Here is an 18,648-nt window from a genome sequence, read left to right as displayed (position 1 = left end):
AATTTCCTTATTGAACAGCGAACTGACGACGGATCTTTCTCATTAATAAGAATAGCCAGGGCCAGAGAATACCGTCGACGACACTGCTCCAGAAAATCTCAGGTCGAAATGAGACGTTGATCACTAAAAATTCCGCCCAGAAGACAATCACATCCACAGCCAGCGACAGCACCATAACCATTAACGCTTGCTGCCACAACGCTAAGTTGCGGAAAAGTTGGAATTTAAAGGCAACCAGATAGGCGATGATGCTTAGCGCCAGCGCGCGTACACCGAGGGTTGAGCCAGCGATCAAATCCATGATTGCGCCCAACAAAAAGCCGCTACCGACGTTAACACGATGCGGTAACGCTAATACCCAATAGATGAGGATCAACAGAAGCCATGATGGCCGGAACATATAGATTTGTTCCGGCCACGGCATAATCTGTAAAACGAGGGCAACGAGAAAAGACAGCCAGATAACCCAACGGCCCTGGCTGCGATATCGACTCAAGGCTGACCTCCGCGCGTGCGAGCCGGCGAAACAGGTGCGCTACCCTCGCTTTGCGTTGGCGCGGGAGGACCCATTTGCACTGCTGGCGCGGGCGGTCCCATTTCGCCAGCAGGCGGTAACACCTGCGGCATCATTTGCATCAGACGTTCGTTTGCAACACGATGCACTTCATCCGGCGCCATTGGCATATCGCCATTGCGATCGGCTCCCCACAGCAGCAGCAAATAACGTAAACGCTGCAAACCTGCGGTTGGATGTGCCTGAATAACGGTGTAAGCACGTTGCGTATCCACTTTTACTGATGAGACAACACCCACCGGGTAGCCTTCCGGGAAACGTCCCCTAAGCCTGATGTCACCAGTACATCACCTACGCGAATATCCGTATTGCCTGGCAAATGTTCCAGTTGCAGATCTTCGGTGCAGCCGTTACCGGCAGCGATAACGCGAATATCGTTACGCAGCACCTGAATCGGCAAGGCATGTGAGGCATCGCAAATCAGTAATACGCGGCTGGTCACCTGGCCGACAGCAATAACCTGTCCGACAACGCCTTTATCGCTGATCACCGGTTGGCCTTCGTAGACACCGTTAACGCTGCCTTTATCGATGACCACCTGATCGGTGTAAGGGTCAGTGCCGGTGGAAATCACCTGCGTCACCATTTTTTGCTCATCCTGGCGCAGCGGCGAACCTAACAGTTCACGCAGGCGCGCGTTTTCCTGCTTATATTGCCCCAGCATTAACAGGTCACTGTTTTTCAGGAAGAGCTCGCGACGCAGGGCTTTATTTTCCAGCTCAAGCTGTTGACGCGATGCCAGCGTTTCTGACACGCCATCAAGGATCTGGCGTGGCCCGTTGGCCAGGAAGTAAAACGGACTGACCGACGTATCCAGATAGTTGCGTATTTGGTTAAAAGAACCCACACGACTGTCAGCGATAATAATGGCAATTGCCATGATTACGGCCAAAAAAGACGCAACTGCAGGGAAGGTCCCCTGCTAAAAATCGGCTTCATATATTCTGCGTGTTCCTCGACTACAGGTAAGGAAGTACGGAAAAATACCGCACTTCCCTGGGCTGGACGTATCGTACCGACACGTGCAACGCCGGCTTACACGCTACTCCCTGCGCATTATGACTAAGGGTCCAGCCGGTTGAGGCGATTATTCTTCGCTGAACAAATCGCCGCCATGCATGTCGATCATTTCCAACGCTTTACCGCCACCGCGTGCAACGCAGGTCAACGGATCTTCTGCGACAACAACCGGAATGCCGGTTTCTTCCATCAGCAGACGATCAAGGTTACGCAGCAGCGCACCCTCCGGTTAACACCATGCCACGCTCGGAGATGTCTGATGCCAGCTCTGGTGGACACTGTTCCAGCGCAACCATCACCGCACTGACGATGCCGGTTAACGGTTCTTGCAGTGCTTCAAGAATTTCATTGGAGTTCAGCGTAAAGCCACGCGGCACACCTTCCGCCAGGTTACGTCCACGGACTTCAATTTCACGCACTTCATCGCCCGGATAGGCCGAACCGATCTCATGCTTAATACGTTCTGCTGTTGCTTCACCAATCAGTGAGCCGTAATTACGACGCACATAATTAATAATAGCTTCATCGAAGCGGTCACCGCCGATACGTACAGAAGAGGAGTAAACCACGCCGTTCAGGGAGATGACGGCGACTTCTGTCGTACCACCACCGATATCAACGACCATCGAACCGGTTGCTTCAGAAACCGGCAAACCTGCACCAATCGCTGCCGCCATTGGCTCTTCAATCAGGAATACTTCACGTGCACCCGCACCTTGCGCCGATTCGCGGATTGCGCGACGTTCTACCTGTGTCGCCCCCACTGGCACACAGACCAGCACACGCGGGCTGGGACGCATAAAGCTGTTGCTGTGGACTTGCTTGATGAAGTGTTGCAGCATTTTTTCGGTTACGAAGAAGTCAGCGATAACGCCGTCTTTCATCGGACGAATAGCGGCAATATTGCCTGGCGTACGACCAAGCATCTGCTTTGCGTCATGACCAACGGCCGCAACACTTTTGGGTGAGCCGGCGCGATCCTGACGGATAGCCACCACGGAAGGCTCGTTCAGCACGATGCCCTGTCCTTTTACATAAATCAGGGTATTCGCGGTACCCAGGTCAATGGACAAGTCATTGGAAAACATGCCACGAAATTTTTTAAACATACTAAGGGATAATCCTGCAAGCTGGGGGCGGAAAATAAAATCCGCTTACTTTACCAACCACACGAAGCTGCCACAAGGCGCAAGAACGTTCTGCTTCGGTGAAAAAATACGCCACATTGCGTTTAAGTGATCTAAGCGAGGCATTAACATGAGCGGAACGGCGAAAACAGGCGTTATCAGCCGGGTTTCATCCTGTTTACCTCAGCCGTCCTGGACATAAAATTTAACATTTCCGGCCTAAAATTCTGTCATTGCAGATCAACTATTGCGTCATTAACAGAGTGTAAATGAGTTAATGCGATCCAATCGGCTAAATACCGTAACGTTGAGAGTACTTTTTCACGTTACTGTTCACTGGCTGCGAAGGTGCAAAGAAATCACCCTGCCCGCCGGCTACACCTAACCCCACCAGCGTCTGCCATTCGTCACGTGTTCTTACTCCTGCAGCGAAGACACGAGTATGGGTTGGTTTACAGACTTCGATTAAGTTCTGCACAAACAGCTGGTTTTCAGTACGACGCTCAATATTACGCACCAAACCCGGATCGAGCTTGATAAGCTCAACCGGTAATTGCCTGATGTAAGCACTGCTGACAACTGTTAACCCCGCCTGGTTCACTGCAATACGGCAACCAAATGCTTTTAACGCGCGAAAAACGGATGTTAAACGATTGATGTGTTGACAAACATCTGCCTCGGCAAGTTCAAATAAAAATCGTTTTCTTTGCGCTTTGGGACACTGCAGCAACATATTTTGCAACCACAGTACAAAAGGACGTTGCAGCAGAGAATCGATACTGACGGGCATAACCAGCGTTTCTTCAGGCCACCATTCAGATAAAGCGGCAATGCGCGTAACAAGTTGCCGATCCCAACTGTCAGACATACCCAGTTGCTGGACTAGCGGCATATACTCTGCCGCCAGCACTTCTTTATCACCATCAAAGATACGGGTTAGCATGACGCGATGCTGCACCTTGCCTTCACTGTTCACTACAGGCTTTTGATAGAGGCGCGGTCCGCCACGGCTCATGGTATTTTCCAGTAAGGTACGCCAGCGCACGCTACCTCGTCCTGCATCCAGTGGGTTGCCTTCACCGTTTGACCAGTTATTGCCTCCAAGTAAGGCTGCGCGACGGGTCGCCATTTCGACATTATCCATAACCTGCGACACGCTTTGCCCGCTGCGCCAGGCGCTGATGCCAATATGAATAATATCGTCGCGGTTGACCATGCGCATCGGCGGCAGTGAATCGACAGCATTTATCAGTTTATCGGCAATGCTGTTCGCCTCTTTCAAACTGCGGTGCGGCAGCAATACGGCAAAATCGCTGCGGAAATAGCGCGCCAGCAGCGCGCCCGGATAACGCAGCACGAAAGTTGACAGCATATTAACGAGGTCAAACATATATTCTTCAATTAGCGCCGGACTTAGCGTTGCGCTGAGCGTATCTACGTCAGGCAGGCGCACCATCATTACGACACCGTGAGTGCCCACGGTCTCCTGATCTTCCAGCAACGTGGCCAACTGATTGTCAAAAAATAGCCGATTATTCAAGCCGGTACGTCCGTCCTGCGCCGCAAAAGTGCGGATTAACGTATCAATACGCAACCTCTGCTGGCCCGCTTCCTGTAAATCGGCTAACAAGACATCCAGTGCACGGCTTGCTTTAGGCGGCCACTCATCAATATCGCTGTTGCGCGCTGTCTGGCGCTCACCTTCGATAATCGCGTCTGCACGTACCTCAAGTTGCTCCATGCCACGCCACTGACGCGTAAGCCAGCGGTGCATGAGCAGCAACAGAAGGCTCATCACCAACACCACCGACAGCAGCACGCCAAGCGTATACGCCGCTGTAATAGAACGCAGCCAGGTTTTTGCCGGATCGAGTAGCAGGATGCGTAAACTCACACCAGGTTGATGCATCAGCGGAACGTCAAACTGAATAAAACGATTAGGCTCATCTTCAATCATTTGATGTTCATGGCGCGAGAGTTTAAGCAGCGTATGATGGTTACTATGCAATGAAAGCTGCTCAGCATTCATTACTGGCATCATACGTGTTAACCAGTCATTAAGCTGCGCAGGCGTTTGGCTGAGCATGGCTTTATCGATTTCGGTTGCAAGTACCTGAACCCGATTCTCAACGCGCTGATGGCTTAACCAGAAAACGCTAAAAGCACAGCCTACCAGCATGAGCAACATGGCCAGTACGCTAAGAAATGTAATAAATGCAGTTAGTTTGGTGGTTAATCGCATCCCTGTGCCTGTAATACTACGGTAATAACCGAATCACGTTCCTGCAAGGTGGCGCCGAACCGGTCTGATGAAAACGCGAGCAAAATAACATAATTTGCGGCAGGCGGCAGCGTCACAATGCGTGATGAGGCAGTATACCGCCGCCAGATAACAGCGGGCGCTTAGCGGCCTTATTTTCGGTCTATTCTCATTGGCAGGGTTTACCAGGAAATTTCACATTTTGGCCGCTAAATTCGCCAGCATCCGCACGATACCTCATGCTGGAAGCGAACATCACGTCTGGAGAATGCAGCATGAAAACCACAAAAAAACTGACTGAAGCCGACGTCACGCCGGAAAGCATTTTTAACATGCAGCGCCGTCAGGTGCTGAAAACCTTAGGTCTGAGTGCGGCGGCGATAAGCGTGCCCGGTATCGCCAATGCCGATCTCCTTAGCTGGTTCAAAGGTAACGATCGCCCGCCGGCACCAGCAGGACGCCCGCTGGATTTCAGTAAGCCTGCACAGTATCAAGCCGATCTGACCTTAACCCCGGCTGAAAAAGTCTCTGGCTACAATAATTTCTATGAATTTGGTCTGGATAAGGCCGATCCCGCAGCCAACGCGGGCACGCTTAAAACCGATCCGTGGAAATTAACCATTGATGGTGAGGTCGCCAAACCTGTCACGCTGGACATGGATGAGATTTTCAAACGCTTCGCGATGGAACAACGCATTTATCGTATGCGCTGTGTAGAAGCCTGGTCGATGGTGGTGCCCTGGGTGGGTTTTGAATTAAACAAATTACTTAGCCTGGCGGAACCCACCAGCAATGCGCGCTTCGTCGCCTTTCAGACATTATATGCACCCGATCAAATGCCTGGGCAGAAAGACCGCTTTATTGGCGGTGGCCTGAATTATCCCTACGTCGAAGGTTTACGTTTAGATGAAGCCATGCATCCGCTGACTATTCTCAGCACCGGAGTATATGGCAAAGCGTTACCGCCGCAGAACGGCGCGCCAATTCGTCTGATTGTGCCCTGGAAATATGGTTTTAAAGGCATCAAGTCGATTGTCAAAATTACCCTGACACGCAATCAGCCACCTACCACCTGGAATCAGATCGCCGCTGATGAATACGGCTTTTATGCCAATGTGAATCCGCACGTGAATCATCCGCGCTGGTCTCAGGCAACCGAACGATTTATCGGTCCTGGCGGCTCGCTTAAGGTCGAACGTCAGCCAACGCTGCTGTTTAATGGCTATGCGGACCAGGTCGCTTCACTCTATCGTGGCCTTGATTTGCGGGAGAACTATTGAGTGCGACTGTCGATTAAGCAGATTACCTGGCTGAAAGTTATTTTGCATCTGGTGGCGTTTTTGCCCCTGGTTTACCTGGTTCTGGCGGCCAGTCAGGGCGGATTAAGCGCCGATCCGGCGAAAGATATTCAACACTTTACCGGGCGTATGGCACTGAAGTTGCTGCTGGCCACGCTGCTGGTTTCCCCGCTCACGCGCTTAGCCAGACAGCCCCTGTTAATTCGCACGCGCCGCCTGCTTGGCGTGTGGACATTTGTCTGGGCCTGTTTGCATCTGCTGAGTTATTACTTACTTGAGCTGGGTATTGATAATTTGCGTTTACTGGGCAGCGAGCTGATTTCGCGACCTTATTTGACGCTGGGCATCGTTAGCTGGCTGATTTTACTCGCGCTTGCCGTTACCTCCTTCCAGAGTATGCAACGCAAACTCGGCAAACGCTGGCAAACGCTGCACAACGGCATTTACATCGTGGCTATTCTTGCGCCGGTGCACTACATATGGTCAGTGAAAACTGTGTCGCCACAGCCGCTTATCTACGCGGCACTCGCTTTCATACTGTTAGCGTGGCGTTACAAAAAATTCCGTAAATGGTGGCCCTTTTAACCCTTCTGCCGTTGTTTTCCTCTTGCACTCTCTGATAAAAGGTGTGGCTTACGGGCCACATCCGATCAACTTCGCAGATAAGACCAGTATTTTGCTGCGAATTGCCACGAAACGGATATAATGCCCGGCTTTATTGCAAGCCACGTCTTCTTTTTCGCCCTAACGGGTGACAAACGAAGAGAGGCAAGGTATTTTACGCGATGCCTCAATGATTGCGGGAGATGGCAGCAAGATGGCGCATAAATTACACATTCTGCTTTTGAACGGTCCCAATTTAAATTTACTGGGAACGCGTGAGCCTGAAAAATATGGCCACACCACACTGGATCAGATCGTCTGCGATTTGTCTCAGCAGGCAGACCGTTTAAATGTGAAACTGAGCCATTTGCAATCCAATGCTGAATTTCAGCTTATTGATCGCATTCATGAGGCCAAAGGCAATGTGGATTACATCATCATTAATCCTGCCGCGTTTACGCATACCAGCGTAGCACTGCGTGATGCCCTGTTGGCGGTGAATATTCCGTTTATTGAGGTGCATCTCTCAAACGTGCATGCCCGCGAGCCCTTCCGCCATCATTCCTATCTTTCTGATGTATCTGCTGGCGTCATCTGTGGGCTTGGCGCTGACGGCTACGCATGGGCTTTACAAACGGCAGTAAAACGCCTGTCTCAAACTAATTAATCAAACTGAGTACGGAACCCCACTCATGGATATTCGTAAAATTAAAAAACTGATCGAACTGGTTGAAGAGTCTGGCATCTCTGAGCTGGAAATCTCCGAGGGCGAAGAGTCCGTTCGTATCAGTCGTGCACCTGCAAATGTGAGCTACCCGGTTATGCAGCAGGCTTATGCTGCACCAGCACCACAGCCTGCCCTGGCGACAGCTGTCGCACCGGTTGCCGCCGTAACGGAAGCGGCACCAGCTGAAATCAGCGGCCACATTGTACGCTCGCCGATGGTCGGCACCTTCTATCGCACACCAAGCCCGGATGCCAAAGCCTTCGTTGAAGTTGGCCAGAAAGTGAACGCCGGTGACACCCTGTGCATCGTTGAAGCCATGAAAATGATGAACCAGATCGAAGCTGACAAATCTGGCGTGGTGAAAGCGATCCTGGTGGAAAGCGGACAACCGGTTGAATTCGACGAGCCGCTGGTCGTCATCGAATAACGAGGCGAACCATGCTGGATAAAATTGTAATTGCTAACCGCGGTGAGATCGCACTGCGCATTCTGCGTGCCTGTAAAGAGTTGGGCATCAAGACTGTGGCGGTGCACTCCAGCGCGGACCGTGACCTGAAGCACGTCCTGCTGGCAGACGAAACCGTCTGCATTGGCCCCGCGCAGTCGGTCAAAAGCTATCTGAATATCCCGGCGCTGATTTCCGCTGCGGAGATTACCGGCGCGGTGGCGATCCACCCCGGCTACGGCTTCCTTTCTGAGAACGCTGACTTTGCCGAGCAGGTTGAACGTTCAGGCTTTATCTTTATCGGCCCGAAAGCGGACACTATCCGCCTGATGGGAGACAAAGTCTCTGCCATCAACGCGATGAAAAAAGCGGGCGTGCCGACCGTTCCTGGCTCTGACGGTTCACTGACCGATGACATGGAAAAGAACCGTGCCTTCGCGAAGCGCATCGGCTATCCGGTGATCATCAAGGCGTCTGGCGGCGGCGGCGGTCGCGGCATGCGTGTAGTGCGCAGCGACAAAGATCTGGAAGAATCCATTAACATGACGAAGGCGGAGGCCAAAGCGGCTTTCAACAACGACATGGTTTACATGGAAAAGTATCTTGAGAACCCGCGCCACATTGAAATTCAGGTGCTGGCCGACGGCCAGGGCAACGCCCTCTATCTGGGTGAGCGCGACTGCTCCATGCAGCGCCGTCACCAGAAAGTAGTGGAAGAAGCCCCTGCACCGGGTATCACGCCGGAGCTGCGCAGCTTCATCGGTGACCGCTGTGCGAAAGCCTGTATTGAGATCGGCTATCGCGGCGCGGGTACCTTTGAGTTCCTGTACGAAAACGGTGAGTTCTACTTCATCGAGATGAACACCCGTATTCAGGTGGAGCATCCGGTGACTGAGATGATCACCGGTGTGGATCTGATCAAAGAGCAGCTGCGTATTGCTGCCGGTCAGCCGCTGTCGATCAAACAGGAAGATGTAGTGATCCGTGGCCATGCGGTCGAGTGCCGTATTAACGCGGAAGATCCCAACACTTTCCTGCCGAGTCCAGGTAAAATCACCCGCTTCCACGCGCCGGGCGGCTTTGGCGTCCGCTGGGAATCGCACATTTACGCCGGTTACAGCGTGCCGCCGTACTACGATTCCATGATTGGCAAGCTGATCACCTACGGTGAAACCCGTGACGTGGCGATTGCGCGCATGAAGAATGCGCTGGCGGAGCTGATCATCGATGGCATTAAGACCAACGTCGAACTGCAGATGAAAATCATGTCCGACGAAAACTTCCAGCAGGGTGGCACTAACATCCATTATCTGGAGAAAAAGCTCGGTCTGAACGAGAAGTAAACGTAACGCTGAGTGAATTGGAGGCCGGTTAATCCGGCCTTTTTCTTTGCCGCTGGCGTTGAGGTTGAACAATGGACGCTCGTTTTTTACAGGCACATAAAGAAGCGCGCTGGTCACTTTATCTGACACTGGCCTGGCTGGCTGTTTGGGGTTTTTCAGCCTGGCTGGGAGGCAATCAAACCGGCATAACCGGTTTGCCGCGCTGGTTTGAACTTTCCTGCATTTTTGCACCGCTACTGTTCATTTTTTTATGTTGGCTTATGGTGCGGCTAATTTTCCGCAACATGTCACTGGAGGATGAAGGTGACAACTGAAATTATCCTTCCTTTATTAGCTTACCTGGTGGTGATCGCTGCGCTCTCTGTGTTTGCAGCCCGTAAGCAACGTCAGGGCAACTTCCTGTCTGAGTATTTCCTCGGCAACCGTTCCATGGGCGGATTTGTGCTGGCGATGACGCTCACCACGACTTATATCAGCGCCAGTTCGTTTATTGGCGGCCCCGGTGCAGCCTATAAGTACGGTTTGGGTTGGGTACTGCTGGCGATGGTTCAGGTACCCGCCGTCTGGTTATCGCTCGGCGTTTTGGGCAAGAAATTCGCTATCCTTGCTCGCCGTCACAATGCCGTAACCCTCAACGATATGCTGTATGCACGCTATCGCAGCCCTCTTCTTATTTGGCTGGCCAGCCTGAGTCTGCTGGTGGCGTTTATTGGTGCCATGACGGTTCAGTTTATTGGTGGAGCGCGTCTGCTGGAAACGGCTGCCGGTATTCCTTACAACACCGGCTTGCTGATTTTTGGTGGCACAATTGCGCTGTATACAGCTTTTGGTGGTTTCCGCGCGAGTGTGCTCAACGATGCGATGCAGGGCATTGTGATGCTGATTGGCACCTTTTACTGCTGTTTGCCGTTATTCACCACGCAGGTGGCCTGCACACTGCGGTGGATAAGCTTCACGCCATTGATCCTAAATTACTGTCGCCAGAAGGCCCCGGCGATATTATTACTCCCACCTTTCTGATGTCATTTACCGTGCTGGTCTGTTTTGGTGTGATTGGCCTGCCGCATACCGCGGTGCGTTGTATCTCTTATAAAGACAGCAAAGCCCTTCATCGCGCGATTATTCTTGGCACGATTGTGGTGGTTATTCTGATGTCAGGTATGCATCTGGCGGGTGCGCTGGGCCGCGCTGTTTTACCGGATCTCACCATTCCCGATCGGGTCATTCCGACATTGATGATCACAGTGCTGCCTCCGCTGGCGGCAGGGCTGTTTCTTGCTGCGCCAATGGCAGCCATCATGTCAACCATTAATGCACAGCTGCTGCAAGCTTCGGCGACTCTGGTGAAAGATCTTTATTTGCGCGTTGCGCCGCAGCAAATGGAAAATGAAGCGCGACTGCGCATCTTATCTGGCACCATTACTTTCGTGTTGGGCATTTTATTGTTAATCGCAGCCTGGAATCCGCCCGATATGATTATCTGGCTTAATCTGCTGGCTTTTGGCGGTCTCGAGGCGGTCTTCCTGTGGCCACTGGTGCTCGGTCTTTACTGGGAGCGTGCTAACGCTGCAGGTGCGATTAGCGGAATGGTGGTTGGCGGAGGCTGCTACGCTTTTCTGGCGAGCCTTAACTGGCAGATCGGGGGCTTTCACCCTATCGTGCCTTCCCTGCTTTTAAGTCTGCTGGCGTTTTTAGTCGGCAACCTGTTTGGACGCGTCCCGCAATCGGCTGATGCGCCACAACAATAAGTAAAAGAGAACTATTATGCCGTGGATTCAAATCAAAATTAACAGCTCGGGCGAACACGCGGAGACGCTAAGCGATGTGCTGATGGAAACGGGCGCAGTATCGGTGACTTTTCAGGATAGTCATGATACGCCCGTCTATGAACCACTACCGGGCGAAACTCGCCTGTGGGGTGATACAGACGTCATTGGTCTGTTCGACGCAGAAACCGATATGGATGCCGTAGTGGCTGAATTATCGCAGCATCCTTTACTGGGGGCCGGTTTTCGCCATAAGATCGAACAGATCGAAGATAAAGACTGGGAACGTGAATGGATGGAAAACTTTCATCCGATGCGTTTTGGTGAGCGTTTATGGATTTGCCCAAGCTGGCGTGATGTACCGGATCCCGACGCCGTAAACGTAATGCTTGATCCGGGACTGGCGTTTGGAACCGGCACGCATCCCACCACCGCACTCTGTCTGGCCTGGCTGGATGGTTTGGATTTGACAGGCAAAACCGTGATTGATTTTGGCTGTGGCTCCGGGATTCTGGCAATCGCGGCGTTAAAACTGGGTGCAGCACAGGCCATTGGTATTGATATCGATCCCCAGGCTATTCAGGCCAGCCGCGATAATGCTGAACGTAACGGCGTTGCGGATCGCCTGTCGCTTTATCTGCCGCATCAACAACCTGAAAACCTGCAGGCTGACGTTGTGGTCGCTAATATTCTTGCCGGTCCATTGCGCGAACTGGCTCCGCTAATTAGCGTTCTGCCGAAACAAGGCGGCCATCTGGGTCTGTCTGGTGTACTGGAAAGCCAGGCTGAAGGCGTATGTGAGGCTTATCAAGAGCAGTTTGCGCTGGATCCGATTGCGGTGAAAGAAGAGTGGTGCCGCATTACCGGTATCAAACACAGCTAGCGGTCTTGCCTGCACCTGAAGCACAGCTATCTGACAGTAAATTTTGTCATGCCCTGCCATCTATGTCGGGGCTTTTTCAGCTACTCCTGGCCCATGAAATTCTCTTTTCCGCCCGCTCACGCTTCGCTTAATCGCAGGCAGGATAGTGAAGCATTACCAGTGTAAGCAGCCTGATTACTAAATAGTCTGAAAATCGTTAAAGCAGACTATTTTGTGCTTTACAGGCCCGTTGCTTGTATCGTTAATCACGCTATGTGACGTTTAATATGTGGCAATTCAGGCTACTTTATCGGAAAAACGTTTGTTCACAATTTCATCATTAATCATTAATGCACTGAAATTTAAGATAAAAATTCTTTAACCTCAGTCAACTATGCCATTTCCTTGATCTTTCCTTGCTTATTGTTCAAAGTTTGGCCTTTCATCTTCCTGAAAAAATGCGTAATATACGCCGCCTTGCAGACACAGTATGGCCATCTCTACTTCATGCGTATTGGAAACCTCCAGCTGAGAAATCGACTGATAGCAGCGCCTATGGCCGGTATTACCGACAGGCCTTTTAGGACGCTCTGCCACGAGATGGGCGCAGGCATGGCTGTTTCGGAGATGTTGTCATCTAATCCCGAAGTCTGGGCCAGTGACAAATCTCGCTTACGTATGGTTCACAGTGATGAGCCAGGTATTCGCGCCGTGCAGATTGCCGGTTGCGATCCCAGCGAAATGGCGCAAGCTGCGCGCATTAACGTTAATGCCGGTGCACAGGTAATTGACATTAATATGGGCTGCCCTGCGAAAAAAGTGAACCGCAAAATGGCGGGTTCGGCCTTACTGCAATACCCCGAGGTAGTGGAATCTATTCTCTCTGCGGTGGTAAACGCTGTTGATGTGCCGGTCACACTAAAAATTCGCACTGGTTGGGATCCTGAAAACAGGAACTGTGTCGCGATTGCCCAATTGGCTGAACGCTGTGGCATTCAGGCTCTGACGATACATGGCCGCACTCGTGCCTGCCTGTTCAACGGAGAAGCTGAATATGACAGCATTCGGACAGTTAAGCAGAGTGTCTCTATTCCGGTTATCGCGAACGGAGACATAACTGACCCGCATAAAGCCAGAGCTGTGCTTGACTACACCGGAGCTGATGCTCTGATGATAGGACGCGCCGCTCAGGGAAGACCGTGGATCTTCCGGGAAATCCAGCATTATCTGGACACTGGGGAGCTGCTTGCTCCACTGCCTCTGGCAGAGGTGAAGCGCTTGCTTGTTTCGCATATACGTGAGCTGCACGACTTTTATGGTCCAGGCAAAGGATACCGTATAGCGCGGAAGCACGTCTCCTGGTATCTCCAGGAGCATGCCCCTAATGACCAGTTTCGGCGCACATTCAACGCCATTGAGGATGCCAGCGAACAGCTGGAGGCGTTGGAGGCATACTTCGAAAATCTTGCGTAACGAAATAAAGAGCTGAAAGAACTATGTTCGAACAACGCGTAAATTCTGACGTACTGACTGTTTCTACCGTTAACTCACAGGATCAGGTAACGCAAAAGCCGCTACGTGATTCGGTAAAACAAGCACTGAAGAACTATTTTGCTCAATTGAATGGTCAGGACGTTAGTGACCTGTATGAGCTGGTTTTGGCTGAAGTCGAGCAGCCTCTGTTGGACATGGTGATGCAGTACACCCGTGGCAACCAGACCCGCGCTGCCCTGATGATGGGTATCAACCGCGGTACGCTGCGTAAGAAACTGAAAAAATATGGCATGAACTGATTCAGTTCATCTGTGTTAAAAACGCCAGCCTTCGGGCTGGCGTTTTTATTTGTCTGTCTGCTCTTAAAAAAAAACAGAAACGTTTGAAACAATGAACGCAGATATGGTAACTATAGTTGCAATTGCTGACGTCATTATCCGCTGTTTATTTCTCCGCACTATTCCTGATATTCATCCTTATTAAAAAAATTAAAAAAGCCTGCAATCCTTATATGCAGGGCTTATGTGATCTTATTCCCTTTTATTAGCAACACCTCTTATCTGTACATCTACCACTGAGCGCCTGCTCACATTGCTTCTATATAGTGAAACTTTTTGCACTAAATGTGATCGCGTCGGCTCGCCTTGCTTTCTTATGGTGCGCGATATTAGCGGAACTTTCTGAGTGCTACAGATTATTAATAGATCTTTCCAGTAAATTCAGGATTCTGCAAACCTGGCATCAGCTTTGCAAAGTCGTGGATGGCTTCTTGCCACAGACAGGAAAAACGCACAAAAAAGTGCGCATTACATAACAACACGATTTCGCCACACAGGATGCTTTATGAAAAAGATGATGCTTTCCACTTTGGTCGCTGCCGCTTCTTTATTTGCCGTTGCCCAGCAAGCGCATGCAGGTACCACGCTGGATGCAATTAAGAAGAAAGGGTTCATTCAATGCGGTATCAGTGATGGCTTGCCAGGCTTCTCCTATGCGGATGCGAGCGGTAAGTTTACGGGTATTGATGTAGACGTCTGCCGTGCAGCGGCAGCTGCAGTGTTTAGTGATGCAACCAAAGTGAAGTATACGCCGCTGACCGCTAAAGAACGTTTCACCGCTCTGCAATCAGGCGAAGTGGATATCCTGTCACGTAATACGACCTGGACCTCTTCACGCGATGGCGGCATGGGCTTCCTGTTTGCCGGCGTGAACTATTACGATGGTATCGGCTTCCTGACGCATCAGAAAGCGGGCCTCAAAAGTGCTAAAGAACTGGATGGTGCGACTGTTTGTATTCAGGCGGGAACAGATACTGAGCTGAACGTAGCGGACTTCTTTAAAGCTAACAATATGCAATATACCCCAGTGACCTTTGACCGTTCTGACGAGTCAGCAAAGGCACTGGATAGCGGACGCTGCGATACGCTGGCTTCTGACCAGTCTCAGCTGTATGCGCTGCGCATTAAGTTAGGCAAACCTGATGAATTTATCGTTTTACCGGAAGTGATCTCAAAAGAACCGCTGGGCCCGGTCGTGCGTCGTGGCGATGATGACTGGTTCACCATCGTGAAATGGTCGCTGTATGCCATGCTGAACGCTGAAGAGATGGGCATCAACTCTAAAAATGTTGATCAGATGGTCGCTAAACCAAGCACGCCTGATATGGCGCATCTGTTAGGTGCAGAAGGTGATTTTGGTAAAGATCTGAAGCTCGATAATAAATGGGCTTACAACATCATCAAGCAAGTGGGTAACTACCAGGAAAGCTTTGACCGCAACGTAGGTAAAGACAGCGCGCTGAAAATTGCACGTGGTCAGAATGCGCTATGGAATAAAGGCGGTATTCAGTACGCACCACCGGTACGTTAATACACCTCACCAGTCGGGCACCGTATTCTGCGGTGCCCCACCAAAGCTTTCGTCATTGAGGTTTCAACATGTCACAACGCCCAACCGTGAAAATGGATTTTTCATTCGGTAATCCTACGGTTCGCGCCTGGCTTTACCAAATAATCGCAATAGTGGCCGTGTTTGCGGTGGTGGGTTATCTCATCCACAACACTGTGATCAACCTGTCTAATCGCGGCATAACATCCGGATTTGCTTTTCTGGAACGTAATGCTGGCTTCGGCATCGTTCAGCATCTTATTGATTACTCGGAAGGTGACACCTACGCGCGTGTTTTTCTGGTGGGATTAACCAATACCTTGTTGGTTTCTGCGCTCTGTATCATTTTTGCGTCAATCCTGGGATTCTTTATCGGCCTTGCTCGTCTGTCTGATAACTGGCTTCTGCGCAAAATCTCTAACGTTTATATTGAAATCTTCCGCAACATTCCCCCGCTGCTGCAGATCTTCTTTTGGTATTTTGCGGTATTACGTAATTTGCCCGGACCACGCCAGGCTTTAAATGCATTCGATTTAGCTTTTGTGAGCAACCGGGGTTTATATGTGCCGTGGCCGTCTTATGCGCCCGGCACCTGGCCATTTATTATTGCGCTGGCACTGGCGGTTATCGGCAGCTATGGACTGTTTCGTTTCAATCGCGCCCATCAACTTAAAACCGGACAATTACGCCGTTCCTGGCCCGCTGCTATCGCCATGTTGGTAATTTTTCCTTTGATTGCGCATCTGGGATTTGGTGCAGCCACCCATTGGGATGTGCCACAGTTGCGTGGCTTTAACTTCCGCGGCGGTTTCGTAATGATCCCTGAACTGGCGGCATTAACGCTGGCGCTGTCGATTTATACCTCATCGTTCATTGCCGAAGTTATTCGTGCTGGCATTCAGTCAGTGCCGCATGGCCAGCATGAGGCTGCACGTTCGTTAGGCTTACCGAATCCTGTAACGTTGCGTCAGGTCATTATTCCACAGGCGATGCGCGTAATCATTCCACCCCTTACCAGCCAGTATCTGAATATTGTTAAAAACTCCTCACTGGCGGCGGCAATTGGCTATCCCGATATGGTGTCGTTGTTTGCCGGAACCGTGCTTAATCAGACCGGTCAGGCAATCGAAACCATAGCTATTACCATGGGCGTTTATTTGATTATCAGCTTGCTGATTTCACTGCTGATGAACCTATACAACCGCAAAATCGCGCTGGTTGAGCGTTAAGAGAACGGGTTATCTATGTCTGTTACTACTCATGAAACACCGCCAGTGCCGACAACGCCTGTTAGTCGCGCCTGGAGCTGGGCACGTAAAAACCTGTTCTCCAGTTGGGTTAACGGGCTTCTGACACTTTTTTGCATCTGGGTCATCTGGAGCGTCATTCCACCGGCGCTGAACTGGCTTATTTTCCAGGCAAACTGGTTCGGTACTACGCGCGCTGACTGCACTAAAGAAGGGGCCTGTTGGGTATTTATACATGCACGCTTCGGTCAGTTTATGTATGGGCTTTATCCACACGAGCTGCGCTGGCGTATCAACCTGGCATTGGTTATTGGTCTGTTGTCCATCATCCCCATGTTCCTGAAAAGCTTGCCATATCGCGGACGTTATATTGCGATTTGGGCGGTTGCTTACCCGGTTATTGTTTGGTTCCTGATGTACGGCGGCTATTTTGGTCTCGAACGTGTTGAAACACGCCAATGGGGCGGTTTGACATTAACGCTGATTATCGCTTCCGTTGGTATCGCTGGTGCGCTTCCGCTGGGCATTCTACTGGCTTTAGGTCGTCGTTCACGTATGCCTGTGGTCCGTACGTTATCGGTTATTTTTATCGAGTTTTGGCGCGGCGTTCCGCTGATTACCGTGTTGTTCATGTCGTCCGTTATGCTGCCACTGTTTATGGCTGAAGGCACTACGATCGATAAGTTAGTCCGTGCCCTTGTGGGTGTGATTCTTTTCCAGTCAGCTTATGTTGCTGAAGTTGTACGTGGCGGATTACAGGCATTGCCAAAAGGACAATATGAAGCAGCTGAATCTCTGGCGCTGGGTTACTGGAAAACCCAAATGCTGGTGATTCTGCCTCAGGCACTGAAGCTCACCATTCCCGGCCTGGTTAATACGATTATCGCGCTGTTTAAAGATACCAGTCTGGTGATCATCATCGGCCTGTTTGATCTGTTTAGCAGCGTTCAACAAGCCACGGTCGATCCGGCCTGGCTGGGCATGTCTACCGAAGGATATGTTTTTGCTGCACTCGTTTATTGGATCTTCTGTTTTAGTATGTCGCGTTACAGCCAGTATTTGGAAAAACGCTTTCACACCGGCCGTAAATCGCATTGAGGTTTTACATGACACAAACTACAACTCATTCTTCTGACGCTATGATGATTACGCTCGAAAACGTGAATAAATGGTATGGGCAATTTCACGTCCTGAAAGACATTAACCTACAGGTAAAACCGCGCGAGCGTATCGTACTGTGTGGCCCTTCAGGTTCAGGTAAGTCAACGACTATTCGTTGTATTAACCATCTTGAAGAACATCAACAGGGACGTATTGTTGTCGATGGTATTCACCTCAATGATGATGTTCGTAACATTGAGCGTGTCCGTACTGAAGTTGGCATGGTGTTTCAGCACTTTAACCTTTTTCCACATTTGACGGTTTTACAGAACTGCACACTGGCGCCGTCATGGGTGCGCAAAATACCGAAAAAAGAAGCTGAATCGCTTGCCATGCATTACTTAGAGCGCGTTCGTATTGCAGAGCATGCGCATAAGTTTCCTGGGCAGCTCTCTGGTGGTCAACAACAGCGCGTTGCTATAGCACGCTCTTTGTGTATGAAACCTAAAATTATGCTGTTTGATGAACCAACCTCGGCTCTTGATCCAGAAATGGTAAAAGAAGTTCTCGATACGATGATTGGCCTGGCGGAAGATGGTATGACAATGCTGTGCGTAACGCATGAAATGGGCTTTGCCCGCACTGTAGCTGACCGGGTGATCTTTATGGACAGAGGGGAGATCGTTGAAGTTGCGCCACCTCAGGAGTTCTTTGCGCATCCTAAATCGGAACGAACCCGCGCCTTCCTGTCACAAGTAATCCACTAAATGAGTGATTATTTTTTAAATCTAACCCGGCTGCTTTTGTCGGGTTTTTTATCTTTTCAATTGGTTGAATTTTTCGCCGGTAAAAGTTTCCACTGAAAAGAAGAAATAGCGCATCTGCGGAAAAAAT

15 protein-coding genes and 3 pseudogenes are annotated in these 18,648 nt (G+C 50.7%); 14 read left to right on the top strand and 4 right to left on the bottom strand.

Going from position 1 to position 18,648, the window contains the following annotated elements; genetic code table 11:
- Positions 1–7 precede the first annotated feature (7 nt).
- From mreD to csrD, 4 genes and pseudogenes are all read right to left on the bottom strand, one after another.
- Positions 8–496 carry a rod shape-determining protein MreD gene (gene mreD, locus O3W44_RS14590; RefSeq protein WP_269293621.1) on the bottom strand — a complete coding sequence of 163 codons (489 nt, stop codon included), beginning with the start codon at positions 494–496 and terminating at the stop codon, positions 8–10.
- Positions 493–1,513: pseudogene (gene mreC, locus O3W44_RS14585) on the bottom strand (rod shape-determining protein MreC). The gene mreD and the pseudogene mreC overlap by 4 nt, the downstream one beginning before the upstream one ends.
- Before the next feature lie 148 nt (positions 1,514–1,661).
- Positions 1,662–2,703, bottom strand: a pseudogene (mreB, locus tag O3W44_RS14580) (rod shape-determining protein MreB).
- 310 nt (positions 2,704–3,013) lie between these two features.
- Positions 3,014–4,963: an RNase E specificity factor CsrD gene (gene csrD / locus O3W44_RS14575; protein WP_269293620.1), complete on the bottom strand. Its 1,950-nt coding sequence runs from the start codon at positions 4,961–4,963 to the stop codon at positions 3,014–3,016.
- 293 nt (positions 4,964–5,256) lie between these two features.
- Here csrD and msrP point away from each other — a divergent pair, with 293 nt between their 5' ends.
- The 14 genes and pseudogenes from msrP (at position 5,257) to O3W44_RS14505 (ending at position 18,521) form a co-directional block, all read left to right on the top strand.
- Positions 5,257–6,261, top strand: a complete 1,005-nt coding sequence (gene msrP, locus O3W44_RS14570) for a protein-methionine-sulfoxide reductase catalytic subunit MsrP (RefSeq protein ID WP_269293619.1) — start codon at positions 5,257–5,259, stop codon at positions 6,259–6,261.
- Positions 6,262–6,864: a protein-methionine-sulfoxide reductase heme-binding subunit MsrQ gene (gene msrQ, locus O3W44_RS14565; protein WP_269293618.1), complete on the top strand. Its 603-nt coding sequence runs from the start codon at positions 6,262–6,264 to the stop codon at positions 6,862–6,864. It abuts the gene before it with no gap.
- 232 nt (positions 6,865–7,096) lie between these two features.
- Positions 7,097–7,549, top strand: a complete 453-nt coding sequence (gene aroQ, locus O3W44_RS14560; protein ID WP_269293617.1) for a type II 3-dehydroquinate dehydratase — start codon at positions 7,097–7,099, stop codon at positions 7,547–7,549.
- 25 nt (positions 7,550–7,574) lie between these two features.
- Positions 7,575–8,036, top strand: a complete 462-nt coding sequence (gene accB, locus O3W44_RS14555) for an acetyl-CoA carboxylase biotin carboxyl carrier protein (protein ID WP_269293616.1) — start codon at positions 7,575–7,577, stop codon at positions 8,034–8,036.
- An 11-nt stretch (positions 8,037–8,047) separates the two neighbouring features.
- Complete coding sequence (gene accC, locus O3W44_RS14550) at positions 8,048–9,397, top strand: acetyl-CoA carboxylase biotin carboxylase subunit (RefSeq protein WP_269293615.1); 1,350 nt, start codon at positions 8,048–8,050, stop codon at positions 9,395–9,397.
- Positions 9,398–9,468: 71 nt separating this feature from the next.
- Positions 9,469–9,711, top strand: coding sequence for a YhdT family protein (locus O3W44_RS14545; RefSeq protein WP_269293614.1), 243 nt, complete (start codon positions 9,469–9,471; stop codon positions 9,709–9,711).
- Positions 9,701–11,145: pseudogene (gene panF, locus O3W44_RS14540) on the top strand (sodium/pantothenate symporter). The gene O3W44_RS14545 and the pseudogene panF overlap by 11 nt, the downstream one beginning before the upstream one ends.
- A gap of 16 nt (positions 11,146–11,161) precedes the next feature.
- Positions 11,162–12,046, top strand: a complete 885-nt coding sequence (gene prmA / locus O3W44_RS14535; protein WP_269293613.1) for a 50S ribosomal protein L11 methyltransferase — start codon at positions 11,162–11,164, stop codon at positions 12,044–12,046.
- A gap of 486 nt (positions 12,047–12,532) precedes the next feature.
- Positions 12,533–13,498 (top strand): tRNA dihydrouridine synthase DusB, encoded by a 966-nt coding sequence (gene dusB, locus O3W44_RS14530; protein WP_269294448.1) that lies wholly within the window; start codon positions 12,533–12,535, stop codon positions 13,496–13,498.
- A gap of 23 nt (positions 13,499–13,521) precedes the next feature.
- On the top strand, positions 13,522–13,818 hold the full coding sequence (gene fis / locus O3W44_RS14525; RefSeq protein ID WP_003855228.1) for a DNA-binding transcriptional regulator Fis: 297 nt from the start codon (positions 13,522–13,524) through the stop codon (positions 13,816–13,818).
- Positions 13,819–14,362: 544 nt separating this feature from the next.
- Positions 14,363–15,388: an amino acid ABC transporter substrate-binding protein gene (locus O3W44_RS14520; RefSeq protein WP_269293612.1), complete on the top strand. Its 1,026-nt coding sequence runs from the start codon at positions 14,363–14,365 to the stop codon at positions 15,386–15,388.
- A gap of 68 nt (positions 15,389–15,456) precedes the next feature.
- On the top strand, positions 15,457–16,635 hold the full coding sequence (locus O3W44_RS14515; RefSeq protein ID WP_269293611.1) for an amino acid ABC transporter permease: 1,179 nt from the start codon (positions 15,457–15,459) through the stop codon (positions 16,633–16,635).
- A 15-nt stretch (positions 16,636–16,650) separates the two neighbouring features.
- Positions 16,651–17,751 carry an amino acid ABC transporter permease gene (locus tag O3W44_RS14510; protein ID WP_269293610.1) on the top strand — a complete coding sequence of 367 codons (1,101 nt, stop codon included), beginning with the start codon at positions 16,651–16,653 and terminating at the stop codon, positions 17,749–17,751.
- 8 nt (positions 17,752–17,759) lie between these two features.
- Complete coding sequence (locus tag O3W44_RS14505; RefSeq protein ID WP_269293609.1) at positions 17,760–18,521, top strand: amino acid ABC transporter ATP-binding protein; 762 nt, start codon at positions 17,760–17,762, stop codon at positions 18,519–18,521.
- The last annotated feature ends 127 nt before the right edge of the window (positions 18,522–18,648 follow it).

Origin of the sequence: Pantoea sp. LMR881 (genome assembly GCF_027157825.1) — a bacterium.
GTDB lineage: Bacteria > Pseudomonadota > Gammaproteobacteria > Enterobacterales > Enterobacteriaceae > Pantoea > Pantoea haifensis.
Note: the sequence above shows the minus strand (reverse complement) of the source record. Positions and strands in the feature narration are given on the sequence as shown.